Below are 26,264 nucleotides of genomic sequence, written 5' to 3' on the forward strand. Positions count from 1 at the left end.
CGCTCATGCCTGGTGGGCCTCGTTATTGGTCGTGTGGCTCAGGGCGGCGCGTTCCTGTTTCTTCGCCTCACGAGCTTCCATGAAGCGGCGGATCAGCACATAGAAGACCGGGGTCAGCAGCAGGCCGAAGAAGGTCACGCCGAGCATCCCGGAGAACACCGCGACACCCATGGCATGGCGCATTTCGGCGCCGGCGCCGGACGACAGCACCAGGGGCACCACGCCCATGATGAAGGCGATGGAGGTCATCAGGATCGGCCGCAGACGCAGGCGGCAGGCTTCCAGTACCGCGCTCAGGCGGTCCATGCCTTCGTCCTGCTTGTCCTTGGCGAACTCGACGATCAGGATCGCGTTCTTGCACGCCAGACCCACCAGTACGATCAGGCCGATCTGGGTGAAGATGTTGTTGTCGCCACCGGACAGGATCACGCCCGCGATGGCCGACAGCAGGGTCATCGGCACGATCAGGATCACCGCCAGCGGCAGGCCCCAGCTCTCGTACAGCGCGGCCAGCACCAGGAAGGCGAGCAGCACGCAGAGCGGGAACACGTAGATCGCGGAGTTGCCGGCGAGGATCTGCTGGTAGGTCAGCTCGGTCCATTCGTAGGTCATGCCATTGGGCAGCTCCTGCTTGAGCAGGCGCTCGATGGCAGCCTCGGCCTGGCCGGAGCTGTAGCCCGGTGCGGCAGCGCCGTTGATCTCGGCGGTGATGAAGCCGTTGTAGTGCATCACGCGGTCGGGGCCGGAGGTGTCGCTGATCTTGATGAAGGTCGCCAGCGGAACCATTTCACCCAGGTTGTTGCGCACCTTCAGCTGGCCGATCTGCTCGGGTTCGAGACGGAACTGCTGCTCGCCCTGGACGTTCACCTGGTAGGTGCGGCCGAAGCGGTTGAAGTCGTTCGCGTACAGCGAGCCTAAGTAGACCTGCAGGGTGTCGAAGATGTCGCTGATCGCCACCCCGTGGGTCTTGGCCTTCTCGCGGTCGATGGCGGCATCCACCTGCGGCACGTTCACCTGGTAGCTGGTGAACACCGACATGGGGTTCAGCTCCGGCAGCGCGCGGGCCTTGTTGAGGATGTTCTGGGTCTGCGCGTAGAGCTCCTCGTAACCGGCGTTGCCACGGTCCTCGATCTGCAGGCGGAAGCCACCGATGGTGCCCAGCCCCTGTACCGGCGGCGGCGGGAAGATCGCGATGTAGGCGTCCTGGATATCGGCGAACTGCTTGTTCAGCTCGGCGGCGATCTCGTTGGCCGACATGCCCGGGCCTTTACGCTCGCTGAAGTCCTTGAGCGGGGTGAAGACGATGCCGCTGTTGGGGCTGTTGGTGAAGCCGTTGATCGACAGGCCGGGGAAGGACACGGTGTGCTCGATGCCCGGGTGCTTGCCGGCGATTTCCGACATGCGCTTGATCACAGCTTCCGTGCGGTCCAGCGTGGCGGCGTCGGGCAGTTGCGCGAAGGCCACCAGGTACTGCTTGTCCTGCTGCGGCACGAAGCCGGTCGGGGTGCTGGAGAAGCCCAGGTAGGTCAGGCCGATCAGCCCCGCATACAGCAGCAGCGCAATCGAGCTGCCACGCAGCACGCGGGTGACGGTGCCGACATAGCCGTGGCTGGCGCGGTCGAAGAAGCGGTTGAACGGACGGAACAGCCAGCCGCCCAGCAGCTTGTCCAGCAGCACCGAGAAGCGGTCCTTCGGCTCGTGGTGCCCCTTGAGCAGCACGGCGGACAGCGCTGGCGACAGGGTCAGCGAGTTGAACGCGGAGATCACCGTGGAGATCGCGATGGTCAAGGCGAACTGCCGGTAGAACTGCCCGGTGAGGCCGGAGATGAACGCGGTAGGGATGAACACGGCGCACAGTACCAGCGCGGTGGCGATGATCGGCCCGGTCACTTCCTTCATGGCGCGCTTGGTCGCCTCGATGGGGGTGAGGCCCAGCCCGATGTTCCGCTCGACGTTCTCCACCACCACGATGGCGTCGTCCACCACGATGCCGATGGCCAGTACCAGGCCGAACAGCGACAGCGCGTTGAGCGAGAAACCGAAGGCGTGCATCACCGCGAAGGTGCCGATCAGCGACACCGGCACGGCGGCCAGTGGGATGATCGAGGCGCGCCAGGTCTGCAGGAACAGCACGACCACCAGCACCACCAGGATCAGGGCTTCGAACAGGGTGTGCACCACTGCTTCGATGGAGCCGCGGACGAAGATGGTCGGGTCATAGACGATGGAGTAGTCCACGCCCTGGGGGAAGTCCTTCTTCAGCTCGGCCATCTTCTCGCGCACCAGGTTGGAGATGGCGATGGCGTTGGAACCGGGGCGCTGGAAGATCGGGATGGCGACCGCCGGCTGGTTGTCCAGCAGCGAGCGCAGGGCGTACTGGCTGGAGCCGAGTTCGACGCGGGCGATGTCCTTCAGGCGGGTGATCTCGCCGTCCGGGCCGCTGCGGATGATGATGTTCTCGAACTCTTCCTCGGTGACCAGGCGACCCTGGGTGTTGATCGACAGCTGGAAGCTGGTGTCGCTCGGCGAGGGCGGGGCGCCCAGCGAACCGGCGGCGACCTGGCGGTTCTGTTCGCGGATCGCGGCGACCACGTCGGTGGCGGTCAGGTTGCGCGAGGCGACCTTGTTCGGGTCCAGCCAGACACGCAGGGAGTAGTCGCCCATGCCGAAAAGCTGCACGTCGCCCACGCCGTCCAGGCGCGCCAGCTCATCCTTGATGTTGAGGATGGCGTAGTTGGACAGGTAGAGCATGTCGTAGCGGTTATCCGGCGAGGTCAGGTGCACGACCATGGTCAGGTCGGGCGAGGCCTTGTCGACGGTAATGCCGATCCGCGTGACTTCCTCGGGCAGCTTGGGCTGCGTACGGGTCACACGGTTCTGCACCTGCACCTGCGCGTTGTCCAGGTCGGTGCCCAGGGCGAAGGTGATGGTCAGGGTCATCTTGCCGTCGGCGGTGGACTGCGAGGACATGTAGAGCATGTTCTCGACGCCGGTGATGGCCTGTTCCAGCGGCGCGGCGACGGTCTCGCCGATCACCTTGGGGTTGGCGCCGGGGAAGTTGGCGCGCACCACCACGGTGGGCGGCACGACCTCGGGGTATTCGCTGATCGGTAGCTGGAACAGCGAGATGGCCCCGCCGATCAGGATGATCAGCGACAGCACGGCGGCGAAGATCGGCCGCTGGATGAAGAATTGCGAAAAGTTCATGGCTGGTTCCTGTCGCGAACGCTGCGGTTCGCCAAACCCGGGACAAAGGTCACCCAAGGCCCTGGTGGGACAGGGCCTGGTACATCAGTTCATGGATTACGGGTTGGGGTCAGCCGCGCGGCGCACCCGGCCTGGCCGATTTCTCGGCGACCTTCGGTGCCTCGAAGCTCTCCAGCGCACGACGCTGGCTTTCGAGGTTGGCGAGGGTTTCCTTGCTGGCCATCTCGACACCCTGGGCGTCGACCTGGGCGCCCGGGCGAACCCGTTGCAGGCCGTTGACCACGATGCGGTCGCCCTTCACCAGGCCGCTGCGGACGATACGCAGGCCTTCGAGTTTCGGGCCCAGCTCGATGCCGCGGTATTGCACCTTGCTGTCCTTGTCGAGCACCAGCACGAACTTCTTGCCCAGGTCCGTGCCGACCGCTTCGTCCTTGATCAGCGCGGCGGGGTAGGTGCCGCTGCCGACCAGCTTGATGCGGGCATACAGGCCGGGGGTGAACTGGTTGGCGTCGTTGTCGAACACGGCGCGGCCACGGATGGTGCCGGTCTTGGGGTTGACCTGGTTGTCGAGGAAGTCCAGGCGGCCCTGGTGGGGGAAGCCGTCCTCGCCGGTCAGGCCCAGGTACACCGGGCTGGTGCCGCGGGCGTCCGGGCCGCCCTTGCGGGCGAGGTCGACGTACTTCAGGTAGACGCGTTCGTCGGCGTCGAAGTAGGCGTAGACCTTGTCGGTGGAAACCAGGGTGGTCAGCACGCTTTCGCCGCTGTTCACCAGGTTGCCGGCGGTGACCTCGGCGCGCGAGACGCGGCCGTCGATGGGCGCGGTGACCTGGGTGAACGACAGGTTCAGGCGGGCGTTGTCCAGTTCCGCCTGGGTCGCGGCGACCACGGCTTTCGCCTCGGTGGCGGCGGCGGTGCGGGCGTCGGCGAGTTCCGCGGAAATGGCATTGGTGGCGCGCAGGCGATCGCCACGGGACGCTTCGTTGACGGTACGGGTCTGGTTGGCGCGAGCCTGTTGCAGCTGGGCTTCCAGGCGATGGACCTCGGCCTGGAACGGCCGCGGGTCGATCTGGAACAGCAGGTCGCCTTTCTTCACCAGCGCGCCTTCACGGAAGGCGACGCGGTCGATGTAGCCGGAGACGCGCGGACGCAGTTCGACGGACTCAGGAGCCTCCAGGCGGCCGGTGAACTCGTCCCATTCGTTGATCGGTTGTTCGATGACGTCCGCCACGCTGACCTTGGGGGCGGCCATGTTCTGCGCCGCTTCCTGGCCCTTGCCGCAGGCGCTGAGAACCAGCACGGCGGCCAACGCCAACGGAATACGCAAGGTGTTCAGATTTCGCTCCATGGAAATACTCCGGCGATCTAATTGGTTTTGGGATTTCTGATGGAGCGGAGTCTGCGCAAGGGGGCGCCCGGGAACTAATCGAACGAGCAGATTTTGATTATCACGCGCAGTGATAAATGCTTTTGCACTATGCGCAGGAATAGATAGAAGGAGTGGGCACGGGGATTGCCGCGAGCGCGCGTTCCCCTGTAGGAGCGGGCCATGCCCGCGATCGCGCGCATGGCGCGCTCCTGCAGGTTGAATCGGTTGTCGGGTGTCAGAGACTGTCCGGATCACCCACGAACATGGTGATGCGCGAGCGCAGCCAGCGCTCGGCCGGGTCCTGGTCCTGGGCGCCGCGCCAGACCATGGACAGCTCGGCCAGGCGGGTGGGGAAGGGCGGCTCCTCGGCGCGCAGGCCGCCGGCGGCGGTCAGCGCCAGGGCCACGTATTCGGGCACGGTGGCGATGATGTCGGTGCCGGCCAGCAACTGGGCGAGGCCGACGAACTGCGGCACGGCCAGCACCACCTGGCGCTTGCGGTCCATCTCGGCGAGGGTCTGGTCGACGAAGCCGTCCAGGTCGCCGGCGTAGGACACCAGCGCGTGGGGCCGCGCGCAGTAGTCATCGAGGGTCAGCGCACCGGGAATCGAGTCGGCACGGAGGATCTTCCAGGTGCTGCGGCGCAGGGTCTTGCGCTTGGCGTTGGCCGGCAGCTCGTCGGTGTAGCTCACGCCTACGGAAATTTCTCCGGACGACAGCAGTTGCGGCATCAGCAGGTAGTTGGCGCGGCGCACCACCAGGGTGATCCCCGGCGCCTCGGAGCGCAGGCGGCGCAGCAGCGGCGGCAGCAGGCCGAACTCCACGTCATCGGACAGGCCGATGCGGAACACCGCCTTGCTGGTGGCCGGGTCGAAGTCGGCGGCGCGGCTCAGGGCGGTGGAAATGGAGTCCAGCGCCGGCGAGAGGTGGCCGAAGATTTCCTGCGCCCGCGCGGTAGGCTCCATGCTGCGCCCGGTGCGGACGAACAGCGGATCGTCGAACAGACCGCGCAGGCGTGCCAGGGCCGCACTGATCGCCGGCTGGCCGAGGAACAGCTTCTCGGCGGCGCGGGTCACGCTGCGTTCATGCATCAGCGTCTCGAAAACGATCAACAGGTTGAGATCAACCTTGCGGAGGTCGTTGCGGTTCATAGGGACTCCCTGGCGATGGGGGAAAAGTGGGGCCGAGCGTGTCCTGAGTCAAGTCTGTCAGATAAGTCCTTGATCAATTTCCACTTTTTTAATGAGAATCTCGCCCCGGCAGTGTGGTCAGACTCTGTAGGAACAGAGCTGCCCCGTTCCCTCCCGCAGCCCCGTCGCAGAGCCTTGCAGCCGCGCCGGACAAGGCTTTCAACGCGGGCCGAATCATCGGCGTTTATGTCAATTATCAATGGTGAACGGTGGCGTCACCCCTAAAGCCCGGATAGAGTCCGTGGCTATGAGCACTACTAAGGCGAGGTATGTGATGTCCCGCATGATCCGTTTCCACCAGTTCGGTGACGCCTCGGTCCTGAAGATCGAGGAAATGCCGACCCCGCAGCCGGGGCCGGGTGAAGTGCTGGTCCGTACCCAGGCACTGGGCGTCAGTTGGCGCGACGTGCTCTGGCGGCAGAACCTCGCCCCGGATCAGGCCAAGCTGCCGGCGGGCATCGGCTATGAACTCTCCGGCATCGTCGAAGCCGTGGGCGAGGGCGTTGAAGACCTCGAGCCCGGCGTGGCGGTGGCCAGTTTCCCGGCGAACTCGCCGAACCTGTACCCGGCCTGGGGCGACCACGTCATCGTGCCGCGCACCTCGCTGACCCGTTATCCCGAGGTGCTGACCCCGGTCGAAGCCGCCGTGCACTACACCGGCCTGCTGTATTCCTACTTCGCTCTGGTGGAGTTGGCGCAGATCAAGCCCGGCCAGCGCGTGCTGATCACCGAGGCCGGTCATTGCCTAGCCCCGCAGGCGGTACAGTTGGCCAAGGCGCTCGGCGCCCAGGTGATCGCCACCACCAGCCATGAGGAAACCCGCGAGTTTCTGAAGGGCCTGGGTGCGGACAAGATCATCTACACCGAGGAGCAGGACCTGGTGCTGGAAGTCGAACGCTTCACCAAGGGTGAAGGCGTGGAGATCGTCCTCGACCAGTGCGCCGGCCCGCAGATGAAACTGCTGGGTGACGTCGCCGCGCCGCGCGGCAAGCTGATCCTCTACGGCATCAATGGCGGCAACGACGCAGCCTTCCCGGCCTGCGCGGCGTTCAAGAAGCACCTGCAGTTCTACCGCCACTGCGTGCTGGACTTCACCGGGCAACCGGAGATCGGCCTGACCCGCAACGACGAAGCCGTGCAACGGGCGCTGACCGCGATCAACCAGATGACCGCCGACCAGCTGCTCAAGCCGAGCATCGACCGGGTGTTCGATTTCGCCCAGTACCGCGACGCCAACTACTACATGGAAACCTGCCCGGGCGGCGGCCGTGTGGTGATGAAGATGCCGGAGTGATCCGTCATCGGTAGCTGAAAAAGCCACTCTTCGGAGTGGCTTTTTTGTGCGCGCCCATTATCGCTACCCCGGCGACGGTTAAAGGCTTGCTGAAATGTAGGATGGGTGGAGCCTAAGCGATACCCATGCTGTCGCCGCGCAGGATTGATGGGTATCGCTGCGCTCCACGCCATCCTACGAGAAGCAGCATGGGTTTTCCGAGTTGTACTCGTCCGCCGCAAAGCTTCGGAGTAGAGGCCTCTATACACCGCGATATCCCCCGCAGTATCAGGCAAGCCTCGGGAGAACCAGGCAAACCGCTCGGCGCCTTCCTCGCGTATCGTCGCGGCACCTGCCGGCCGCTGCGCCTAGGCTGAATCCATTGCGTGCCGGAGCCGCTGCGCTTGGCTCCCTTTCAAGACCCTGTTTTTTATCACCCAGTGAAAGAGGTGAAATTCCTGATGATTACCGTGAACCTGAACGGCAAGGACCACGAGCTCGACGCCCCCGGTGAGATGCCGCTGCTCTGGGCCATCCGCGACGTCGCCGGGCTGACCGGCACCAAGTACGGCTGCGGCATGGCGCTGTGCGGCGCCTGCACCGTGCACATCGACGGCCAGCCGACGCGCTCCTGCGTCACCCCGCTGGCGGCGGTGGCCGGCAAGAAAATCACCACCATCGAGGCGGTGGCCGAGCAAGCCGCCGGCAAGGCGGTGCAGGAGGCCTGGCGCAAGCTCGACGTGGTGCAGTGCGGCTACTGCCAGTCCGGGCAGATCATGTCGGCCACTGCGCTGCTGGCTTCGAACAAGAAGCCCAGCGACGCTGACATCGACGCCGCCATGAGCGGCAACATCTGCCGCTGCGCCACCTATGCGCGGATCCGCGCGGCCATCCACGACGCCGCCCAGACCCTGGCTTGAGGACCGAAGTCATGCTCGAACCCCGTACCGACGAACAGCCGGCGCAGCCCGGCAGCATCCTCAACGTCAGCCGCCGCGGCTTCCTGCGTGGCGCCGGCGGTCTGGCCCTGGGTATCTATTTCGCGCCGCTGCTGGGCAAGCTGGGCGACGCCCAGGCGGCCAGTGATTTCGAGGCCAACGCTTTCGTGCGCATCGCCCCGGACGGCACCGTCACCGTGATCGCCAAGCATGTGGAAATGGGCCAGGGTAGCTACACCGGCCTGGCCACGCTGGTGGCCGAGGAACTGGACGCCGACTGGAGCCACGTGCAGGTCGAAGGCGCACCGGCTGATGCCAAGCGCTACGCCAACCTGGCCTTCGGCAACCTGCAGGGCACCGGCGGCAGCAACGCCATGGCCAACTCCTTCGAGCAGATGCGCAAGGCCGGCGCCAGCGCCCGCGCCATGCTGGTCGGCGCAGCGGCGGAACAGTGGAAGGTGCCGGCGGCGCAGATCGAAGTGCACGACGGCGTCGTCACCCATCCGGCTTCCGGGCGCAAGGCCGGCTTCGGCGAACTGGCCGAGGCGGCGGCGAAGCAGCCGGTGCCGGCGGACGTGAAACTCAAGGACCCGAAGGACTTCAAGCTGATCGGCCAGGTCAAGCTGCCACGCAAGGACAGCCCCTCGAAGACCGATGGCACCGCGCAGTTCACCCAGGACGTACACCTGCCCGACATGCTGGTGGCCGTGGTTGCCCATCCGCCGCGCTTCGGTGGCGTGCCGGCGAAAGTCGATGCGAGCAAGGCCAAGGCCGTGCCCGGCGTGGTCGACGTGGTGCAGTTCCCCGGCAGCGAGCGGCGTTTCGCCGGCGTCGCGGTGCTGGCGAAGAACACCTGGGCCGCGCGCCAGGGCCGTGACGCGCTGCAGGTCGAGTGGGACGAGAGCAAGGCCTTCAAGATGGGCAGCAAGGAAATCTTCGCCCAGTACCGCGACATGGCCAGCAAGCCAGGCCTGGTGGCGCGCAACGAAGGTGACATCGGCAAGGCGCTGGAGAAACCGGCGCACCTGATCGAGGCGGAATACCAGTTCCCCTATCTTGCCCACGCGGCCATGGAGCCGCTGAACTGTGTGGTCTTCCTCAAGGAAGACGGCTGCCAGATCTGGAACGGCGAGCAGTGGCAGACCGGCGACCAGATGTCGGTGGCGCAGCTGCTGGGCATGCCGCCCGAGCAGGTGAGCATCACCCAGCTATACGCCGGCGGCAGCTTCGGCCGCCGTGCCAATCCGCATTCGGACTACGTGCTGGAGGCGGTCGCCATTGCCAAGGCGGCCCGCGAGCAGGGCGTGAAGGTGCCGATCAAGATGGTCTGGACCCGCGAGGACGACACCCGCGCCGGCTACTACCGTCCGGCCTTCCTGCACCGCGCGCGGCTGGCGGTGGATGCCCAGGGCAACCTGGTGGGCTGGGAGCAGCGGCTGGTGGGGCAATCCTTCATCGTCGGCACGCCGTTCGAGAAGTTCATGGTCAAGGACGGTGTCGACAAGATCGCCGTCGAGGGCGCCGCCGATCTGCCTTACGCCGTGCCGAATCTGCGCGTCGAACAGGCGCTGGCGGAGAACGTCACGGTGCCGACCCAGTGGTGGCGTTCGGTGGGCCATACCCACACGGCGTTCTCCACCGAGACCCTGGTCGACGAAGCGGCCATTGCTGCCAAGCAGGACCCGTACGAGTTCCGCCGCAAGCTGCTGGAAAAGCACCCGCGTCATCGTGGCGCGCTGGAGCTGGTGGCGCAGCGGGCGAACTGGCTGGCGCCGCTGGAAAAGGGCAAGGACGGCGAACAGCGCGGTCGCGGGATCGCCGTGCACGAGTCGTTCGGCAGCTTCGTCGCCCAGGTGGTCGAGGTGACTTACAAGGCCGACAAGAGCTTCAAGGTGGACCGCGTGGTCTGCGCGGTGGACTGCGGCCTGGCGATCAACCCGGACGTGATCAAGGCGCAGATGGAGGGAGGCATCGGCTTCGCCCTGTCGGCGGCGCTGCACAGCGCCATCACGCTGACCGACGGCAAGGTCGACCAGTCCAACTTCCACGACTTCCAGGTGCTGCGCATCAACGAGATGCCGGTAGTGGAGGTGCACATCGTGCCGTCCGCCGAACCGCCGACCGGTGTCGGTGAGCCGGGCGTGCCGCCCCTGGCGCCGGCGCTGGCCAACGCGCTGTTCGCGGCGACCGGCAAGCGTATCCGCACGCTACCGATCGGCAATCAGTTGCAGGCGTGAGGTTCGAAGCCTGAAGCAATAGCCCCGCGAATGCGGGGCTATTGCTTTGCAGGGTCTACGCTGAAAGAACCGCCGGGGCCTGCTCGCAGATCAGTTCGCGCAGCGCCCGGCGTTCGGCTGGCGGCGTGGCGGCACGGAGCAGGGCGAGGCCACCGTCCTCGTCGGGGATGGCGATTTCGGTCTCGAAGTGCAGTTGCACCTCGTCCAGGGTGATGTAGGTGATGCGGTAGGCCTCGGTGCTGTGCATGGTCGCAGGCTCGATGAGGGGAGGGCGCAGGCCCGATGAACACATCCTCGCGCCAGGCGGGCAAGCTCGGAAGTGAAACGCCGTGATGGTGAACATCACGAAAGGCGATGGTGCCGGCGAGATTTTCCGGCAGTTGTCATGCAGGACGGGTATCCTGCGCGGGCGTGCCCACACCGGGCACTTTGTAAATCGAACTGGAGCAGTGACATGAGCCGCGACAAGCAGCTTTTCCCGGAAGACGAAATCGGCGATGCCCTGTGGGCCCTGCAGGAAGACGGCGAAGACCTCTCCCTCGAGCATGAGGTGGAGTTCGCGGTGATCTTCCCGGACGAGCAGTCCGCCCTGGACTTCGCCATCATGCTGCTGCAGAACGGGCAGAAGGTGGCGTACTCCGAGTACGACGGCAACGACAAGCTGCCCTGGCAGGTCCTGGCCTACCCGGTGATGGAGCTCTCCCACGAGCACATCAGCGGCTACGCGGCGCTGCTGTCCGAGCACTCCGCTGACCTGGGCGGTCAGATGGACGGCTGGTCGGCGCTCTGATCGGCTGTTGCTGCACGAGAAACGGCGCTTTCGGGCGCCGTTTTTCTTGGGTGGCAAATGCAGGCGGGCGGCCCTTGTAGGGCGCATAACGCGCCAGCGTTATCCGCCGTGCGGGTGCCTGCGCATAACCTGTTCCAGGTTATGCGCCCTACGGTCCTGCAATCCTTCGCGGATAATGTCCGCTCCTGCAGGGGAGCACCGCGTTCGCAGGAAACGACCGTGCCAAATGAAAAGGCCCGCGCGAAGCGGGCCATTTCACTGCGGAGGAAGGCTCACTCCGGCAACGGTGCATTACGCGCCACCTGGCGCAGCGCCTGCTCGTAGTAGTCGGTGCTCTGCGCCCCGGAGATCAGCTGGCGACCATTGAGGATCACTGCCGGCACCGCGCGGATGCCATGGCTGGTGTAGAAATCCTCCTCGGCCACCACCTCGTCGGCGTAGGCGTCGCTGTCGAGGATTTCCCGCGCGCGCACCGCGTCCAGGCCGACGCTGACGGCCACTTCCAGCAGCACTTCCGGGTCGCTCGGGTCGCGCCCTTCGCCGAAGTAGGCGTGCAGCAGCGCCTGCTTCAGGGCGATGTCGCGGTGCGATTCACCCGCCCAGTGCAGCAGGCGGTGGGCGTCGAAGGTGTTGTAGATGCGGCTGCGCTTCTTCAGGTCGAAGTGCACGCCGACTTCCTCGCCCATGGAGCGCAGGTGCTCCTGATTGCGGGCGATGTCCTCGGCACTGCTGCCGTACTTGCGCTGCAGGTGCTCCACCAGGTCTTCCCCTTCGGCGGGCATGTCGGCATTCAGCTCGAAGGGCTTGATGCGCAGTTCCACGGTCAGTTCGCCGTCTACCCGGCGGATGGCGGCCAACAGGCCGTTGAGGCCGATGGCGCACCAGGGGCAGACCACATCAGAGACGAAATCGATGGTGATGGCGTCGCTCATGGGGCGAACTCCGGCAATTGGGCGAGCTTCCAGCATGGACCCGGAAGGGCGTTTCGATCCAGTGGCGAGACGGCCGGGAGTGCTTTTCGCCTGATTGCCGGGGGCCTGCACCGCCGGGCTGAAGCGCCGGCGGCGGGGGGATGGGGTGCGACTTCCTTGTCGCGATGGGGAAATCAGAAGTCGACGGTCATCGACAGCTTCAGGGTGCGCGGGTCGCCCTGGGTCAGGTAGCCGCCGATGGTGGAGGCCCAGTACGACTTGTTGGCGACGTTTTCCAGGTTGGCGCGCAGGGTCACGTCGCGCTCGTCCACCTTGAAGGCGTAGCGGGCGCCGAGGTCGAAGCGGGTCCAGGCCGGGATGCTCAGGTCGTTGGCCGCGTCCAGGTATTGACCGCCGGTGCGCAGCACGCGGCCGTTGAGGGCGGCGCCCTGGATGCCGGGGACGTCCCAGTCGGCGCCCAGGTTGTACTGGAAGGTCGGCACGCCCACGGCTCGGTTGCCGTCGGTCTTGCCGCCGGCAGTGTTCTTCAGCTCGGTGTCGATCCAGGTGCCACCGGCCAGCAGGCGCAGGCCGTCGACCGGTTCGCCGAAGACGTTCAGCTCGATGCCGCGGTTCTCCTGCTCACCGTCGACGCTGAAGATCTTCGAGTCCGGGTCGGTGGTGCTGAACGGCTGCTCGATGCGATAGAAGGCCAGGTTGCCGCCGTAGCTACCGAAGTCCAGCTTGGCACCCACTTCCACCTGCTTGGAGCGGTTCGGCGCGAAGACTTCGCCGAAGTTCGAAGCGCTGCTGGGTGCGGTCGGGCCGGCGGCCAGACCTTCGATGCGGTTGGCGTAGAGCGACAGGTACTCGGTGGGTTTCACCACCAGGCCGTAGACCGGCGTGGTGATGGATTCGTCGTAGCTGGCGGTGCGCTTGCCGACGTAGTTCCAGCCGTCGGTGCCGATGCTCTGGCGGCGCACGCCGACGGTCAGCAGCACGCGGTCATCGAGGAAGCCCAGGGTATCGGCGGCGGCCACGCTCCTGTTCAGCGTCTTGCCGACGATGCCAGGGTCGCTGTAGTCGCCGCCGGCCAGGGTCGGCGCGGGCTTGGGCGTCTGCACCGGGTTGTAGAGGTCGGTCGGATAGCGCTTGGTGGTCATGGTGTAGGCGCTGCGCTGTTCGGCCCAGATGCCGGCGACGCTGAGGTTCATCTGGTGGCTGACCGGGCCGGTGGCGAAGTGGCCGTTGAGGCCGGCCATGGCGCTCTTGTTGTCCTCGTCGTGGGTGGCGTCCATCATGCCGCCGCCCGCGTCGCCGCTGTTGTCGTTGAGGGTCAGCGCGGAGTAGGCGCCGTTCTCGCGGGTGTGCTTGGCGCCACCGGAGAGGTAGGCCGTCCAGTTGTCATTGAGGTCGTACTCGGCGCGGAACATGCCGAAGGTGTCTTCCAGCTGCGAGTAGCTCCAGGACTGGCCGTAGTTGTGGTCGGCATCCGGGGCGTGGGGGATGCTGGTGACACCGCTGCCGACGTAGACCACCGGGCGGCCCTGGTTGATGCGCTGCTTCTGGTAGCCGAAGTCGGTGTTCAGGCGCAGGCGCTCGCCACGGTAGTCGAGGTTGACGGTGGCCAGCTTGTAGCGCTGGTTCTCGTCGTCAACGCCGGTCTCGCCTTCGCGCTGGGCCAGGTTGACCCGCGCGCCGAAGCGGTTGTCCTCGCCGAAGCGCTGGCCGAGGTCGAGGTGCTCGCCGATCTGGTTGTCGCTGCCGTAGCCCAGGGTCACGCTGCGGGTGGGGGTGTCCTCGGCGCGCTTGGTCTGCAGGTTGACCGCGCCGCCGATGCCGCTGCCGCTGGGCGTCACGCCGTTGATGAAGGCGTTGGGGCCCTTGAACAGCTCGACGCGCTCCAGCGACTCGGTGCCGATGATCTGCCGCGGGGTGACGCCGTACAGGCCGTTGAGCGAGACATCGTCGGTGCTCAGCGGCAGGCCGCGGATGACGAAGATCTGCGAGAAGTTGCCGTAGCCGTTGCCCTGGCGCACCGAGGCGTCGTTGAGCAGTACGTCGCCGACGGTCTGCGCCTGGGTGTCCTGGATGGTCTTGGCGGTGTAGCTGGCGAAGCTGAAGGGCACGTCCTGGATATCCTGGTTGCCCATCATGCCCAGTTGCGCGCCCCGTGCGACCTGGCCGCCGGTATAGGCGGGCGGCAGGTCACCGGGTTGCCGGGCGGCGCCGCTGACGGTGGTGGCGTCCATTTCCAGGGCGCCGCTGTCATCGGGGGCGGCCTCCACGCCGTAGCCACTGCTCTTGCGCACCAGGCGGTAGCCGCTGCCTTCAAGCAACTGCTCCAGGCCCTGCTCGGGGGCGAAGCTGCCTTTCAGGCCCGCGCTCTGCTGGCGGTTCAGCGCCTGCGCCTCGAACGCCAGCGGCACGCCGGCCTGGGCGGCGAAGCGCGCCAGCACCTCGCCCAGCGGGCCGGGGGCGATGTCGTACTGGCGCTGCTGGCTGGCGGCTTCGGCGGCCAGGCTGGGCAGCACGACGCCGCCGGTCAGGGCCAGGCCGACGGCCAGGGCGAGGGAGTGCGGGCGGAGGCGGGAGCGGAGGAGCATGGAGTGTTCCTGTCGGCGAATGGAGGTTGTCTTCCTCTTCACCGGGCGAAGTCGAAAAAGGTGTCAGGGGTGGGCGAAAAAATTTCAGAGAGGCCATTTGTAGGATGGCGTGGAGCGCAGCGATACCCATCGGCTCGTGCGGAAACAGCAGGGGTATCGTTTAGGCTCCTCCCATCCTGCAAAGGTGCTGATGGCGAGGACGGTTGGCAGTCACGCCGGCTCCACCGTGACCCAATAGCGCGTCATCCGCCGCAGCTTCACCGGCAGCATGTCCGCCAGCAGCGCGAGGCCGGCGTCGCTGTCGCCCAGTGGGATCGCCCCGGTCACGCGCAGGTTCGCCAGGCGCGGGTCGCAGCGCAGGAAGCCGCTGCGGTAGCGGCCCAGCTCGCCCAGCAGGTCGTCCAGGCGCATGCCCTGAGCCAGCAGCATGCCGTTTTCCCAGGCGCTGGCGTTGGCATCCGCTGTCTGCAGCGGCTGGAAGCCCTGCGCGCCGAACACCAGTTGCTGGCCGGCGCCGACTGTCTGGCTTGCATAGCCCGGCAGCTCGACGCTGACCTCCTTGTCGAGCACCGCGACGCGGCATGCATCGCCCAGGTCGCGCAGGCTGAAACGTGCGGCCGGGGTGCGCAGCTGGCCGTGGCGGCTGTCGACGAGGAAGGGGCGCGGGTCGGGCAGGGCGTCGACGAGGATTTCGCCTTCGAGCAGGCTCAGGCGCCTTTCGCGGGCGTTGAAGGCCACGTTCACCGCGCTGTCGGTATTCAGGGTCAGCTGGCTGCCATCGGGCAGGCGCAGGTGCTTGCGCTCGCCCACGGCGGTGCGCAGGTCGGCGTTCCATTCCGCCCAGGGCAGCTGCCGCGCTGCCAGCCAGGCGGCCGGCGCCACGGCCATCAGCACGCCCAGGCGGTTGAGCATCTGCCGGCGGCTCAGGCCGCTGCGTTGCAGGCTCTGCCGGCCAAGGCCCGGCGGCAGCTGGCGCAGGCCCAGCAGGGCTTCGGCGCGGCGCCAGGCTTCGGCGTGTTGAGCGCTGCGCGCGCGCCATTGCTCGATGGCCTGCAGGTCGGCGCTACTGGCCGGGTGTTCGTTGAGGCGCACCAGCCAGTCGGCGGCTTCGCCGAGGATGCCGGGGTCCAGCGGTTGCTCGCGCATCAGGCGATGCTCAGGCAGGCGACGAAGCCGGCGCGCATGTAGCGCTTTACGCTGGCCAGGGAGATGCCCAGCTGCCCGGCGATCACCGGGTAGGTCAGGCCATCCAGTTGCGACAGCAGGAAGGCCTCGCGGGTCAGTGCCGGCAGCTCGCTCAGGGCGGCATCGATGCGCTCCAGCGCTTCGAGGATCAGCTCGCGGGTTTCCGGGCCGGGCGCCTGCTCTTCGGGCATCGCGGCGACGCTTTCCAGATAGGCGCGTTCGATCTCCTGACGCCGCCAGCGGTCCACCAGCAGGCCCTTGGCGATGTGGGTGAGGAGGGCGCGCGGGCGCTCGCCGAGGTCCTCCAGCGGCCGCCGCAGCAGGCGCAGGAAGGTGTCATGGGCGAGGTCGGCGGCATCCCAGGCGTTGCCCAGCCTGCCGCGCAGCCACTGCTGGAGCCAGCCGTTGTGCTCGTTGTAGAGGGTGTGCAGATGCTGCGGGGACGGGGTTTCGACGAGGGCCACAGTGTGTGCGTCAGATTTTCATTTGAGAATGCCTATCATTTTATGGTTTTCCCGCCGCATAGCGCAATGGCACGGCGGCGCAGCCGGTCGGACGACACCGCCCGCGACCCTCCGACACTGGAATTGCCACGAAGACGCGCTACCTTGAGCCTGTTGCGCTCAGAAATTTCTGACGCCGCACTTCCTCTCGCCGTCCCGCGCAGGCAACGGACCCGCAGCAGCAGGCCCGGCAGTCACCCAGCAGATACGGAGCACACCATGGCTCGCACCACGCCCATCGAGCTTTACCGCAACATCGGCATCGTCGCCCACGTCGACGCCGGCAAGACCACGACGACCGAGCGCATCCTTTTCTACACCGGTGTGAACCACAAGATGGGCGAGGTGCACGACGGCGCGGCGACCATGGACTGGATGGTGCAGGAACAGGAGCGCGGCATCACCATCACCTCGGCGGCCACCACGGCGTTCTGGCAGGGCTCCTCCAAGCAGTACCCCAACAAGTACCGCTTCAACATCATCGACACCCCCGGCCACGTGGACTTCACCATCGAGGTGGAACGCTCCCTGCGCGTGCTCGACGGCGCGGTGGTGGTGTTCAGCGGCGCCGATGGTGTCGAGCCGCAATCCGAGACGGTCTGGCGCCAGGCCAACAAGTACCACGTGCCGCGCCTGGCCTACGTCAACAAGATGGACCGCCAGGGCGCCGACTTCCTCCGCGTGGTGGCGCAGATCAAGCAGCGCCTGGGGCATACCCCGGTGCCGATCCAGCTGGCCATCGGCTCGGAGGAAACCTTCGCCGGGCAGATCGACCTGGTGAAGATGAAGGCCATCGTCTGGAACGACGCCGACCAGGGCACCAGCTACACCGAGGAACCCATCCCGGCCGAACTGCAGGCGCTGGCGGACGAGTGGCGCGCACACATGGTCGAGGCCGCGGCCGAAGCCAACGACGACCTGATGAACAAGTACCTCGAAGGCCAGGAACTGACCATCGAGGAGATCAAGGCCGGCCTGCGCCAGCGCACCCTGGCCAACCAGATCGTCCCGGCGGTGCTGGGTTCCTCGTTCAAGAACAAGGGTGTGCCGCTGGTGCTCGATGCGGTGATCGACTACCTGCCGGCGCCCACGGAAATCCCCGCGATCAACGGCACCGATCCGGACGACGAAGAGAAGCACCTGGAGCGCCACGCCGACGACAGCGAGCCGTTCTCCGCGCTCGCCTTCAAGATCGCCACCGACCCCTTCGTCGGCACCCTGACCTTCGCCCGTGTCTATTCCGGCGTACTGAGCAGCGGCGACGCTGTGCTCAACTCGGTGAAGATCAAGAAGGAGCGCGTCGGCCGCATGGTGCAGATGCACGCCAACCAGCGCGAAGAGATCAAGGAAGTGCGCGCCGGCGACATCGCCGCGCTGATCGGCATGAAGGACGTCACCACCGGCGACACCCTGTGCTCCATCGACAAGCCGATCATCCTCGAACGCATGGACTTCCCCGATCCGGTGATCTCCGTGGCCGTGGAACCCAAGACCAAGGCCGACCAGGAGAAGATGGGCATCGCCCTGTCCAAGCTGGCCCAGGAAGACCCCTCGTTCCGCGTGAAAACCGATGAGGAAACCGGGCAGACCATCATCTCCGGCATGGGCGAGTTGCACCTGGACATCATCGTCGACCGCATGCGCCGCGAGTTCAACGTCGAGGCCAACATCGGCAAGCCGCAGGTGGCCTACCGCGAGGCGATCCGCAGGAAGTGCGAGATCGAAGGCAAGTTCGTCCGCCAGTCCGGTGGCCGTGGCCAGTTCGGCCACTGCTGGATTCGCTTCGAGCCGGGCGACGAGGGCAAGGACGGGCTGGAGTTCGTCAACGAGGTGGTCGGCGGCGTGATCCCGCGCGAGTTCATCCCGGCGATCCAGAAGGGCATCGAGGAACAGATGCAGAACGGCGTGCTCGCCGGCTACCCGCTGATCGGCCTGAAGGCCTCGGTGTTCGACGGCTCCTACCACGACGTCGACTCCAGCGAGATGGCGTTCAAGATCGCCGCTTCCATGGCCACCAAGCAGCTCTCGCAGAAGGGCGGCGCGGTGCTGCTGGAGCCGGTGATGAAGGTCGAGGTGGTGACGCCGGAGGATTACATGGGCGACGTAATGGGCGACCTCAACCGCCGGCGCGGACTGATCCAGGGCATGGAAGACACCCCGGCGGGCAAGGTCATCCGCGCCGAGGTGCCGCTGGGCGAGATGTTCGGCTACGCCACGGACGTGCGTTCGATGTCCCAGGGGCGGGCGAGCTACTCGATGGAGTTCACCAAGTACGCCGAGGCGCCAGCGAACATCGCCGAGGCGATCATCAAGAAGTCCCAGGGGTGAGTTGTTTCTGAACCGATAACGGCGCCCACGGGCGCCGTTTCTTTTTTGCAGTTGTTGCGCAGCGGCCGGCTGAGCCTGCTCCTACAGGGGGGCATCACTCCGCCAACGGCAACTCGAAACAGAACATCGCGCCACACGGCTCGACATTCTCCGCCCAGATATCACCGCGATGCCGCGAGACGATGCTCTGGCACAGCGCCAAACCAATGCCGTTGCCGCTCACCTTCGAGGTGAAGAAGCCATCGAACAGCCGTTCCTTGGCGCCGGCATCGATGCCCCGGCCCTGGTCGAGGACTGACAATCGCGCGCTGTTCCCTTCGCTAGAAGTGCGAATGCGCAGCAGGCGGCGCTCTTCGGGGAGGTTGAGCATCTCCTCGATGGCGTTGAAGGCCAGGTTGAGGATCACCTGGCCGACCAGCACCTTCTCGCAGCTCACCCACAGCGGCTCCTCGCAGCGCTCCAGCTCCACGCGCACATTGCTCGGCTGGGCCTTGAGGCTGATGAAGTAGAGGGTTTCGCCGAGCAGTTCGTTGAGGTCGATGCGCTGCTCGGCCTGCTCCAGCTTCACCACGTATTCGCGCACGCTCTTGATGATCAGCGAGGCGTGCTCGATCTGTCGCACCGCGCTGTCCAGGCCCCAGGCGGCGGAGGCTTCGGTCTTCTGTTCGCGGTCCAGGCGGATCAGCGCGCCCTCGATGAAGTTGCGCGTGGCCGCCAGCGGTTGGCTGAGCTCGTGGGCAATCGCCAGGGCCATCTCGCCCATGGCGTTGTAGCGCGCCAGGTACTCCAGCTTCTGGTCGCTCTGGCGCTGCGCCTGGGCCGCGCGCACCTGGTCGGTGACGTCGCGGAACAGCAGCAGGTGGCCGACCAGGTCGTCCTCGATCTCGATGTAGCGGCAGGTCGCGTGGTGCCAGCGCCATTCGCCGTCCAGGCGCTGCAACTGGTAACTGACGGAATAGGGCTCGCGGCTCGGCGGCTGCATGGCGAGGTGGTGTTCCAGGCGCGGGCGCGTGGCGGTGTCGCAGCGGCCGAGGAAGTTGTGCGCCAGCCAGTCGTCCTGGCTGCCGCCCAGCAGGGGCAGGGCGGATTCGCTCAAGAAACGCAGGTTGCCGTCGGCATCCAGCACCGCCACGCCTTCGGCGAGGTCCTGCATGAAGGCCTTCAGCCGGCTCTCGAAACGCTGCAGGTCGCGCTCGACCTGCTTCTCCTTCGAGATATCGCGGAACTGCACCATCAGCACATCGCGCTCCTGCAGGTGGACGCGGGTGGCGACGGCTTCAGAGAGGATTTCCACGCCCTGCTTGGAGCGGTAGCACCACTCGATGGTGCGCTGCCCGGTGCGCGCGGCGCCTTCCAGCCAGCGCAGGCCGACCGAGCGGCGGTACTGCGGGGCCTTGGCGGTCATGTCCGGCGCCTTCAGCGGCACCAGTTCCTCCAGGGTGAAGCCGAGCACGGCCAGGGCTGCGTTGTTCGCCCAGAGGATTTCCTTGGTCTGCGCGTCGTGGAGGATCACGCACAGCGGCATGGCCTGGAGCAGGGCGAGGAAGTCGTCGGGCTTGGGTTGGAACATCGAGATCGCTCTTGATTGCAGGGACGGCAGGGCAGTGGCGTCTTTATACCGCGCAGCGTAGCGCGAAGGGACTGCGGAGTAACCCGGCGCCGACTAGGGGATTTCTTTAGGCATGGGGCTGCACGCACCAATAGTTGGGCGGGCAGGGCGGTTCATACACTGGCCCCAACGACGACCGACCCGCATCGAACGGGCCGGCCCTACAAGAACAACCGGAGATGACGCCATGCTGCGTGCCGCTGCTGCCAAACCGCTCGATGCGGACGGCCGTGCCCTCGAATTCCAGCGCGTACTGGATGAAGTCCGCCAGCGCCGCGAGGAGTTCGACACCCGCTCCCATGTGCCGCGCGACATGATCGAACGCTTCCGCGACGTCGGCATCTACCGCGCCGCCACGCCCAAGTGCTTCGGTGGCGACGCGCTGCCGCCCGCGCAGTTCCTCCGTCTGGTCGAGCGCATCGCCGAAGCCGACGGCTCCGCCGGCTGGGTTGCCAGCTTCGGCAGCGCCAGCACCTACCTCACCGCGCTGCCGCGCCACACCCTCGCCGAACTCTATGCCGACGGCCCGGACCTGGTGTTCGCCGGCGGCCTGTTCCCGATCCAGCCAGCCACCCAGGTGGAAGGCGGCTGGCGCGTCAGCGGCACCTGGAAGTTCGCCAGCGGCTGCAAGGGCGCCGACGTGCTCGGCGTCGGCATCGGTATCGGCGGGCCGGGCGGCAAGCCGCGCACCGCGCTGCTGCGGGCAAAGGATGTGGAGATCGTCGAGAACTGGAACGTGGTCGGCCTCAAGGGCACCGGCAGCCACGACCTGAAGCTGGACAACGCCTTCGTCGCGGACGACTGGACCTTCATCCGTGGCGGCCAATCGAACATCGACGAGCCGCTGTACCGCTACCCGACCATTGCCTACGCCGCCCAGGTACTCGCCGTGGTGAACCTCGGCCTGGCCCGCGCGGCGCTGGACGAGATCACCCGCATGGCGTCGTCCAGCGGCGTGACCGGTGCGCCCAAGCTGGGTGATCGGGCCTACGTGCGCATCGAGATCGGCAAGGCCGAAGCCGAACTTCAGGCCGCGCGCGGCTTCTTCTATGACGCCACCGAGGCCGTCTGGGCATCCATTCTTGCCGGCGATGCGGTCAGCCCGGAGCAGGTCAGCCAGCTGCGCCTGTCCGCCGTGCACGTGTCCCGCGCTGGCGCCGACGTGGTGCGCCGCGCCTACACCCTGGCCGGCACCACGGCGATCTACCTGCACCACCCGCTGCAGCGCTATCTGCGCGACGCCATGGTGGTCACCCAGCACGCTTTCCTCAGCGATGGCATGTACGACGGCGCCGGCGCGGTGCTGCTCGATGTGCCGCCGTTCCCCGGATACATCTGATTCGAACCCATAAGAACAAGGACCCAGAAACATGACCCGTCCGACCACCGAACCCTTGCGCGTACTGTTCTGCATCGGCATCGCCCAGCCGTTCTTCGACCTGCCCACCGGTGAAGGCATCACTGTGTGGAAGGGCTTCTCGCAGATGATGAGTGACCTTGGCGCGCTGCCGGGCATGAACGTGCTTGGCGTGCTGGATGACGACCGCCTGATGGTCGGCCCGTCCACCACCTCGCCCTGGACCGTCTACATCATGGCCGACGTGGACTGCCACCAGACCGTGATCGACGCCTGCAACCTGTTCCGCACCACTCCGGTGGGCGAGTACAGCCTGTGGAAGTACGCCAAGGTCGAGGCGCGCATCGGCCGCCCGCTGACCATTCCCGAAGCCGCGCGGACCTGAGCCATGAGCAGCCTGAGCATGGCCGAGCTGAACCGCCGCCTGGAGACCCTCGAAGGGGAAAGCCAGGTGCGCCGGTTGATGGCCCGCTACATGGACCTCTGCGACGTGCCGCACGCGCCGGTGGCGATGAGCGAGCTGGCCGAGCTGTTCAGCGAGGACGCGGTGTGGGAGGGCATCGGCTCTTCCACGGCGCAGACCTTCGGTCATCACCAGGGCCGCGAGGCGATTGCCGCGTTCGTCTTCGGCTACCTGCCGCCGTCGCCGCACTTCACCCTGAACCTGCACTTCCTCACCAGCGAGTCGATCCGCGTCGACGGCCGCACCGCGCGCGGGCAATGGATCATGCAGCAGCTTTCGACCTACGCCGAGGGGCACACCGAGCTGTTCGGCACGCGCCTGGACATCGATTTCCGCGAGATCGACGGGCGCTGGCAGATCAGTCACTTCCGCACCCAGCGCCTGTCGCAGCGTCTGCTGGGTAGCGCAGAGGAGCGCCACGCATGAGCACCTTCGTCAGCGAATTCCTCCTGGGCAGCGGCGACAAGCGCGTCGCGGTCAAGGACAGCATCGACATCGCCGGCTACCCGACCCGTTGCGGCACCCGCGCGCTGGCCGACGCCGCGCCAGCCGAGCGCAACGCCTTCGTGGTCGACGCTGTGCTCAACGCCGGCTGGCAGATCGTCGGCAAGACCAACCTTCACGAACTGGCCTTCGGCGTCACCGGCATCAACGACTGGACCGGCACGCCGATCAACCCGATGGCGCCCGACCGCGTGCCGGGCGGCTCGTCCAGCGGTTCCGCGTCTGCCGTGGCGGCCGGGCTGGCGGATATCGCCCTGGGCACTGATACCGGCGGTTCGGTCCGCGTACCGGCGGCCTGCTGTGGCATCGCCGGGCTGAAGCCGACCTTCGGCCGGGTCAGCCGCGACGGCGTGCATCCGGCGCAGAGCAGCCTGGATTGCGTCGGCCCGTTCGCCGCCAACATGGCCGACCTGATCGCCGCCATGCAGGTCATCTGCCCCGGCTTCGGCGAGGTCCGGATGCCGGGCGAGGGTGCCCGCGTGGCCTTCCTCGAAGTGCCGGCGGCGCCGCACATCCAGGCTTGCCTGGGTGCCGCCGCCGACCGCGCCGGCTGGCGCCGCAGCCACCTGTTCCTCGGCGAGTTCGAGGCGGCTTTCCAGGCCGGGCTGGTGGTGATCAACCACGAGAACTGGGCCGCTTATGCGGCGCTGACCGGCAAGGGCCTGATCGGCGCCGATGTCGAGCAGCGCCTGCTGCTGGCCAGCCGCACCACCGACGCCGAGCGCGCCGAGGCCCAGAAGGTGCGCGACGGTTTCACCCGCGCTATCGACGCTGCGCTGGAGGACTTCGAAGTCCTGCTGTTGCCGACCATGCCCGACCTGCCGCCGCTGCTCAGCGATGCGCGCAACGGCAAGTCCGTGGCCGGCATGACGCCTCTGGTGCGGCCTTTCAACCTGAGCGGACACCCGGCGCTGACGGTGCCGGTGGACCTGGATTGCGGCGGGCTGAAAGTCGGCCTGCAGATCGTCGGCCGCAAGGGCGACGACGAACGTGTGTGTGCCTTCGGCGCGCAACTCGAACACAGCCTGGCTGCCACGCGGCCTGCGCAAAAACATAAGAAATCGGCATGAGGAGATGGGCATGAGCGCTCACGAATACCGGCTGATCGCCCGGTCGCGCAGCGTCGAAGAGCTGGTCGGCGACGACCGCGTCGATGTTTCGCTGTACAACGACCCGCAGCTGTTCGAAGTGGAGATGGACAAGATCTTCTACCGCACCTGGGTGTGGGTCGCCCACGAAAGCGAAGTGCGCAACGCCGGCGACTTCAAGACCACCAGCGTCGGTCGCCGCCCGGTGATCGTGGTGCGCGACAAGAAGGGCACTATCAACGTCCTGGAAAACCGCTGCCGCCACCGCGGCGCCACCGTGTGCGAGAAGCACAAGGGCAATGCCACCGGCTTCACCTGCCCGTACCACAGCTGGTCCTATGCGCTGGACGGCAAGCTGCGCGCGCTGCCGTACCCGGACGGCTACGAGGACATCCTCGACAAATCCGAGCTGCCGCTGACCAGCCTGCGGGTCGAGAGCTACGCCGGCATGGTGTTCGCCACCTACAACGACGAGATCGAACCGCTGGAAGACTTCCTCGGCGGCGCCAAGCACTGGATGGACCTGTTCATGAAGCAGGGCGCCGGCTACCCGATCAAGACCCAGGGCGAACACAAATTCACCTTCCGCGGCAACTGGAAGATCCAGCTGGAAAACACCACCGACGGCTACCACTTCCCCATCGTGCACAAGTCGTTCATGTCCTCGGTGGATGAAGAGACCGAAGAGATGCTCTCGTTCATGAGCGACGAGCAGGCAGTCACCCACGCCCTGGGCAACGGCCACAGCGTGATGGTGATGGTTCCCGAGCACGTCGACCTCGACCACGACGACGGCACCGAGCAGCTCCAGGAGCGCTTCGCCCACGTCACCGAGGAACTGTCGAAAACCATGCCGCCGGAACAGGTGCGCCGCATCGTCCGTTCGCTGCACGGCGCCGGCTTCAACCTCAACCTGTTCCCCAACGTGGCCATGTCCATGTCGTTCTTCCGCGTGCTGCGGCCGATCTCCGTCACCGAGACCGAGATTCGCCATGTCGCGCTGGGCATGGACGGCGGCCCGGAAATCGCCAACCGCGAGCGCATGCGCATCCACGAGCACTTCCAGGGCCCGTTCGGCTTCGGCAGCCCGGATGACGCCGAGGCCTGGGACCGCGTGCAGCGTGGCTCCTACGCCGGCGTCGACGCGCCGATCCTGGTCAACCGTGGCCTGAACCGCGAAGTGGTCGCCGAAAACGGCGACAAGGTCTCCCACGCCACCGACGAAGGCGGCATGCGCGAGGCATACCAGATGTGGAAAAGGATGATGAGCCAATGAGCAACGACACCCTGAACGGCTTCTCCGGCCCGCTGGCCAAGGCCATCGAGTTCGTCTGGCGCGAAGCCGAACTGCTGGACCGCAAGGACTACGCACAGTGGTCGCAGCTGTGGAGCGAGGACGGCGTCTACGTGGTGCCGATCGACGGCGAGGACGATGACTTCGCCTCGAGACTGAACTACGTCTTCGACGATGCGCGTATGCGCGCCCTGCGTATCGAACGCCTCACCGGCGGCCACTCGCCGTCGGCAGTGGATGCGGCGAAGACCGTGCGCACCATCTCGCGCTTTTCCCTGGTGGAAGCGGCGGGCGACCTGGTCGAGGTGAACTCGGCGCAGGTGCTCTACGCCTACAAGCGCGGCGTGGCGACGCCGTTCATTGCCGACCTGAACCACCGTATCCGCTTCGTCGACGGCCAGCCGCGACTGGAGCGCAAGGTGATCCGCCTGATCAACGCCGAAGACGCGCTCAACGCGCTCGGCTTCCTGCTCTGAGGGCCGCGCCATGCAACGAGTAGCCCTGGTAACCGGCGCCGCACGTGGGCTGGGTGAGGTCATTGCACGCCGACTGCACGCTGCCGGCCTGCGCGTGGCGCTGGCCGACCTGAACGAAGAAACGGTACAGCGCCTGGCCGACGAGCTTGACCCCGAGGGCCGCACGGCTGTCGGGTTGAAGCTGGACGCGCGGGAGAAAGCCGATTTCGAGCGTGCCCGTGACCTGCTCGCCGAGCGCTGGGGCGGCACCGACATCCTGGTGAACAACGCCGGGATGTCCAAGGTGGCCGCGCTCATGGACATCAGCCCGGAGGACTTCGACGCCTCCATGGCGGTGAACCTGCGCGGCACCTTCGTCGCCTGCCAGGTTTTCGGCACGCACTTCGCGGCGCGCGGTTATGGCCGCATCGTCAACATCGCCTCGCTGGCCGGGCAGAACGGCGGCACCGCCACCGGCGGCCACTACGCGGCAGCCAAGGGCGGCGTGGCGACCCTGACCAAGGTGTTCGCCCGCGAACTCTCGGGCCAGGGCGTGACCGTCAATGCCATCTCGCCGGGGCCGCTGGACTTGCCGGTGGTCTACGAGAGCGTGGCGCCCGAGCGCCTGGAACTGATCCTCAAGACCATCCCCACCGGCCGCCTGGGCGACCCGACCTTCATCGCCGACAGCGTGTTGCTGCTCTGCGCGGAGAACGCCGGATCGGTGACGGGCGCCTGCTGGGATATCAATGGCGGGTTGTTCATGCGCTGAGGCTTCGGGCTGAGTGATCGGCGGATAACGCTGCGCGTTATCCGCCCTGCGCTCGGTCCTGGCATGGGTGATGGGCTTCAAGCCCCCTCACCCTAACCCTCTCCCGAAGGGAGAGGGGACCGTCCGGAGCAGGATGAAACCGCATCGTCAGCCGGCACATTCTGCTCCCTCTCCCTCCGGGAGAGGGCT

Annotated in this window: 21 protein-coding genes; 12 read left to right on the plus strand and 9 right to left on the minus strand. The window is 66.6% G+C overall.

Annotated features, from left to right (window positions below; translation table 11 throughout):
* Positions 1–3: 3 nt before the first annotated feature.
* The 3 genes from IB255_RS29685 to IB255_RS29695 form a co-directional block, all read right to left on the minus strand.
* Positions 4–3,207: an efflux RND transporter permease subunit gene (locus IB255_RS29685; protein ID WP_081516797.1), complete on the minus strand. Its 3,204-nt coding sequence runs from the start codon at positions 3,205–3,207 to the stop codon at positions 4–6.
* Between the two features lie 109 nt (positions 3,208–3,316).
* Positions 3,317–4,552, minus strand: coding sequence for a multidrug efflux RND transporter periplasmic adaptor subunit MexE (gene mexE, locus IB255_RS29690; protein WP_081516798.1), 1,236 nt, complete (start codon positions 4,550–4,552; stop codon positions 3,317–3,319).
* A 256-nt stretch (positions 4,553–4,808) separates the two neighbouring features.
* Positions 4,809–5,723 (minus strand): LysR family transcriptional regulator, encoded by a 915-nt coding sequence (locus IB255_RS29695; protein WP_017517481.1) that lies wholly within the window; start codon positions 5,721–5,723, stop codon positions 4,809–4,811.
* Positions 5,724–6,036: 313 nt separating this feature from the next.
* On the opposite strand from IB255_RS29695, the gene IB255_RS29700 reads away from it, so the two are divergent.
* The 3 genes from IB255_RS29700 (at position 6,037) to IB255_RS29710 (ending at position 10,210) form a co-directional block, all read left to right on the plus strand.
* A complete protein-coding gene (locus IB255_RS29700) occupies positions 6,037–7,056 on the plus strand; it encodes a zinc-dependent alcohol dehydrogenase family protein (protein WP_081516799.1) in 1,020 nt (339 codons plus the stop codon).
* 440 nt (positions 7,057–7,496) lie between these two features.
* Positions 7,497–7,955 (plus strand): (2Fe-2S)-binding protein, encoded by a 459-nt coding sequence (locus IB255_RS29705; RefSeq protein ID WP_081516800.1) that lies wholly within the window; start codon positions 7,497–7,499, stop codon positions 7,953–7,955.
* Between the two features lie 11 nt (positions 7,956–7,966).
* On the plus strand, positions 7,967–10,210 hold the full coding sequence (locus tag IB255_RS29710; RefSeq protein ID WP_081516801.1) for a xanthine dehydrogenase family protein molybdopterin-binding subunit: 2,244 nt from the start codon (positions 7,967–7,969) through the stop codon (positions 10,208–10,210).
* Positions 10,211–10,265: 55 nt separating this feature from the next.
* Here the strand turns inward: IB255_RS29710 and ptrC are convergent, their stop codons facing one another.
* A complete protein-coding gene (gene ptrC, locus IB255_RS29715) occupies positions 10,266–10,457 on the minus strand; it encodes a type III secretion system co-regulatory protein PtrC (protein WP_081516802.1) in 192 nt (63 codons plus the stop codon).
* Positions 10,458–10,664: 207 nt separating this feature from the next.
* On the opposite strand from ptrC, the gene IB255_RS29720 reads away from it, so the two are divergent.
* Positions 10,665–11,000, plus strand: a complete 336-nt coding sequence (locus IB255_RS29720; RefSeq protein WP_024762270.1) for a ribonuclease E inhibitor RraB — start codon at positions 10,665–10,667, stop codon at positions 10,998–11,000.
* Positions 11,001–11,272: 272 nt separating this feature from the next.
* Here the strand turns inward: IB255_RS29720 and IB255_RS29725 are convergent, their stop codons facing one another.
* From IB255_RS29725 to IB255_RS29740, 4 genes are all read right to left on the minus strand, one after another.
* Positions 11,273–11,932 (minus strand): DsbA family oxidoreductase, encoded by a 660-nt coding sequence (locus IB255_RS29725; RefSeq protein ID WP_192211239.1) that lies wholly within the window; start codon positions 11,930–11,932, stop codon positions 11,273–11,275.
* Positions 11,933–12,105: 173 nt separating this feature from the next.
* Positions 12,106–14,517, minus strand: a complete 2,412-nt coding sequence (locus tag IB255_RS29730; protein WP_081516804.1) for a TonB-dependent receptor — start codon at positions 14,515–14,517, stop codon at positions 12,106–12,108.
* 210 nt (positions 14,518–14,727) lie between these two features.
* A complete protein-coding gene (locus IB255_RS29735) occupies positions 14,728–15,663 on the minus strand; it encodes a FecR domain-containing protein (protein ID WP_081516805.1) in 936 nt (311 codons plus the stop codon).
* Positions 15,663–16,166 carry a sigma-70 family RNA polymerase sigma factor gene (locus IB255_RS29740; RefSeq protein WP_081516806.1) on the minus strand — a complete coding sequence of 168 codons (504 nt, stop codon included), beginning with the start codon at positions 16,164–16,166 and terminating at the stop codon, positions 15,663–15,665. Before IB255_RS29740 ends, IB255_RS29735 begins: the two co-directional genes overlap by 1 nt.
* A gap of 258 nt (positions 16,167–16,424) precedes the next feature.
* Between IB255_RS29740 and fusA the strand changes: the two genes are divergently transcribed.
* Positions 16,425–18,533 (plus strand): elongation factor G, encoded by a 2,109-nt coding sequence (gene fusA, locus IB255_RS29745; protein ID WP_081516807.1) that lies wholly within the window; start codon positions 16,425–16,427, stop codon positions 18,531–18,533.
* 94 nt (positions 18,534–18,627) lie between these two features.
* Here fusA and IB255_RS29750 read toward each other — a convergent pair whose 3' ends face one another.
* Positions 18,628–20,103: an ATP-binding protein gene (locus IB255_RS29750; RefSeq protein ID WP_081516808.1), complete on the minus strand. Its 1,476-nt coding sequence runs from the start codon at positions 20,101–20,103 to the stop codon at positions 18,628–18,630.
* 226 nt (positions 20,104–20,329) lie between these two features.
* On the opposite strand from IB255_RS29750, the gene IB255_RS29755 reads away from it, so the two are divergent.
* Genes IB255_RS29755 through IB255_RS29785 form a run of 7 tightly spaced genes read left to right on the plus strand, consistent with a single transcriptional unit; the run spans position 20,330 to position 26,075 of the window.
* A complete protein-coding gene (locus IB255_RS29755; RefSeq protein ID WP_081516809.1) occupies positions 20,330–21,481 on the plus strand; it encodes an acyl-CoA dehydrogenase family protein in 1,152 nt (383 codons plus the stop codon).
* A gap of 31 nt (positions 21,482–21,512) precedes the next feature.
* The gene (locus IB255_RS29760) at positions 21,513–21,884 is read left to right on the plus strand and encodes a hypothetical protein (protein ID WP_017516776.1); all 372 of its coding nucleotides are present in this window, start codon (positions 21,513–21,515) and stop codon (positions 21,882–21,884) included.
* Between the two features lie 3 nt (positions 21,885–21,887).
* Entirely contained in the window at positions 21,888–22,388 is a 501-nt protein-coding gene (locus IB255_RS29765; RefSeq protein ID WP_412548139.1) for a nuclear transport factor 2 family protein, read from the plus strand.
* On the plus strand, positions 22,385–23,536 hold the full coding sequence (locus IB255_RS29770; protein ID WP_081516810.1) for an amidase: 1,152 nt from the start codon (positions 22,385–22,387) through the stop codon (positions 23,534–23,536). The genes IB255_RS29765 and IB255_RS29770 overlap by 4 nt, the downstream gene beginning before the upstream one ends.
* Positions 23,537–23,546: 10 nt before the next feature.
* Entirely contained in the window at positions 23,547–24,830 is a 1,284-nt protein-coding gene (locus IB255_RS29775) for an aromatic ring-hydroxylating oxygenase subunit alpha (protein WP_081516811.1), read from the plus strand.
* Positions 24,827–25,324 carry an aromatic-ring-hydroxylating dioxygenase subunit beta gene (locus IB255_RS29780; protein ID WP_081516812.1) on the plus strand — a complete coding sequence of 166 codons (498 nt, stop codon included), beginning with the start codon at positions 24,827–24,829 and terminating at the stop codon, positions 25,322–25,324. The genes IB255_RS29775 and IB255_RS29780 overlap by 4 nt, the downstream gene beginning before the upstream one ends.
* A 10-nt stretch (positions 25,325–25,334) precedes the next feature.
* The gene (locus IB255_RS29785) at positions 25,335–26,075 is read left to right on the plus strand and encodes an SDR family NAD(P)-dependent oxidoreductase (RefSeq protein WP_081516813.1); all 741 of its coding nucleotides are present in this window, start codon (positions 25,335–25,337) and stop codon (positions 26,073–26,075) included.
* Positions 26,076–26,264 lie beyond the last annotated feature (189 nt).

It is taken from the genome of Pseudomonas sp. PDM22, assembly GCF_014851965.1.
Taxonomy (GTDB): Bacteria; Pseudomonadota; Gammaproteobacteria; order Pseudomonadales; family Pseudomonadaceae; genus Pseudomonas.

Excerpts from the sequence above, each read along its gene's own strand:
- IB255_RS29695 (WP_017517481.1), bottom strand. The coding sequence starts at position 5,723 with ATGAACCGCAACGACCTCCGCAAGGTTGATCTCAACCTGTTGATCGTT.
- IB255_RS29780 (WP_081516812.1), top strand. The coding sequence starts at position 24,827 with ATGAGCAACGACACCCTGAACGGCTTCTCCGGCCCGCTGGCCAAGGCC.
- IB255_RS29765 (WP_412548139.1), top strand. The coding sequence starts at position 21,888 with ATGAGCAGCCTGAGCATGGCCGAGCTGAACCGCCGCCTGGAGACCCTC.
- IB255_RS29685 (WP_081516797.1), bottom strand. The coding sequence starts at position 3,207 with ATGAACTTTTCGCAATTCTTCATCCAGCGGCCGATCTTCGCCGCCGTG.
- mexE (WP_081516798.1), bottom strand. The coding sequence starts at position 4,552 with ATGGAGCGAAATCTGAACACCTTGCGTATTCCGTTGGCGTTGGCCGCC.
- IB255_RS29700 (WP_081516799.1), top strand. The coding sequence starts at position 6,037 with ATGTCCCGCATGATCCGTTTCCACCAGTTCGGTGACGCCTCGGTCCTG.
- IB255_RS29775 (WP_081516811.1), top strand. The coding sequence starts at position 23,547 with ATGAGCGCTCACGAATACCGGCTGATCGCCCGGTCGCGCAGCGTCGAA.
- IB255_RS29750 (WP_081516808.1), bottom strand. The coding sequence starts at position 20,103 with ATGTTCCAACCCAAGCCCGACGACTTCCTCGCCCTGCTCCAGGCCATG.
- IB255_RS29785 (WP_081516813.1), top strand. The coding sequence starts at position 25,335 with ATGCAACGAGTAGCCCTGGTAACCGGCGCCGCACGTGGGCTGGGTGAG.
- IB255_RS29770 (WP_081516810.1), top strand. The coding sequence starts at position 22,385 with ATGAGCACCTTCGTCAGCGAATTCCTCCTGGGCAGCGGCGACAAGCGC.
- IB255_RS29720 (WP_024762270.1), top strand. The coding sequence starts at position 10,665 with ATGAGCCGCGACAAGCAGCTTTTCCCGGAAGACGAAATCGGCGATGCC.
- fusA (WP_081516807.1), top strand. The coding sequence starts at position 16,425 with ATGGCTCGCACCACGCCCATCGAGCTTTACCGCAACATCGGCATCGTC.
- IB255_RS29730 (WP_081516804.1), bottom strand. The coding sequence starts at position 14,517 with ATGCTCCTCCGCTCCCGCCTCCGCCCGCACTCCCTCGCCCTGGCCGTC.
- IB255_RS29725 (WP_192211239.1), bottom strand. The coding sequence starts at position 11,932 with ATGAGCGACGCCATCACCATCGATTTCGTCTCTGATGTGGTCTGCCCC.
- IB255_RS29705 (WP_081516800.1), top strand. The coding sequence starts at position 7,497 with ATGATTACCGTGAACCTGAACGGCAAGGACCACGAGCTCGACGCCCCC.
- IB255_RS29760 (WP_017516776.1), top strand. The coding sequence starts at position 21,513 with ATGACCCGTCCGACCACCGAACCCTTGCGCGTACTGTTCTGCATCGGC.
- IB255_RS29755 (WP_081516809.1), top strand. The coding sequence starts at position 20,330 with ATGCTGCGTGCCGCTGCTGCCAAACCGCTCGATGCGGACGGCCGTGCC.
- ptrC (WP_081516802.1), bottom strand. The coding sequence starts at position 10,457 with ATGCACAGCACCGAGGCCTACCGCATCACCTACATCACCCTGGACGAG.
- IB255_RS29735 (WP_081516805.1), bottom strand. The coding sequence starts at position 15,663 with ATGCGCGAGCAACCGCTGGACCCCGGCATCCTCGGCGAAGCCGCCGAC.
- IB255_RS29710 (WP_081516801.1), top strand. The coding sequence starts at position 7,967 with ATGCTCGAACCCCGTACCGACGAACAGCCGGCGCAGCCCGGCAGCATC.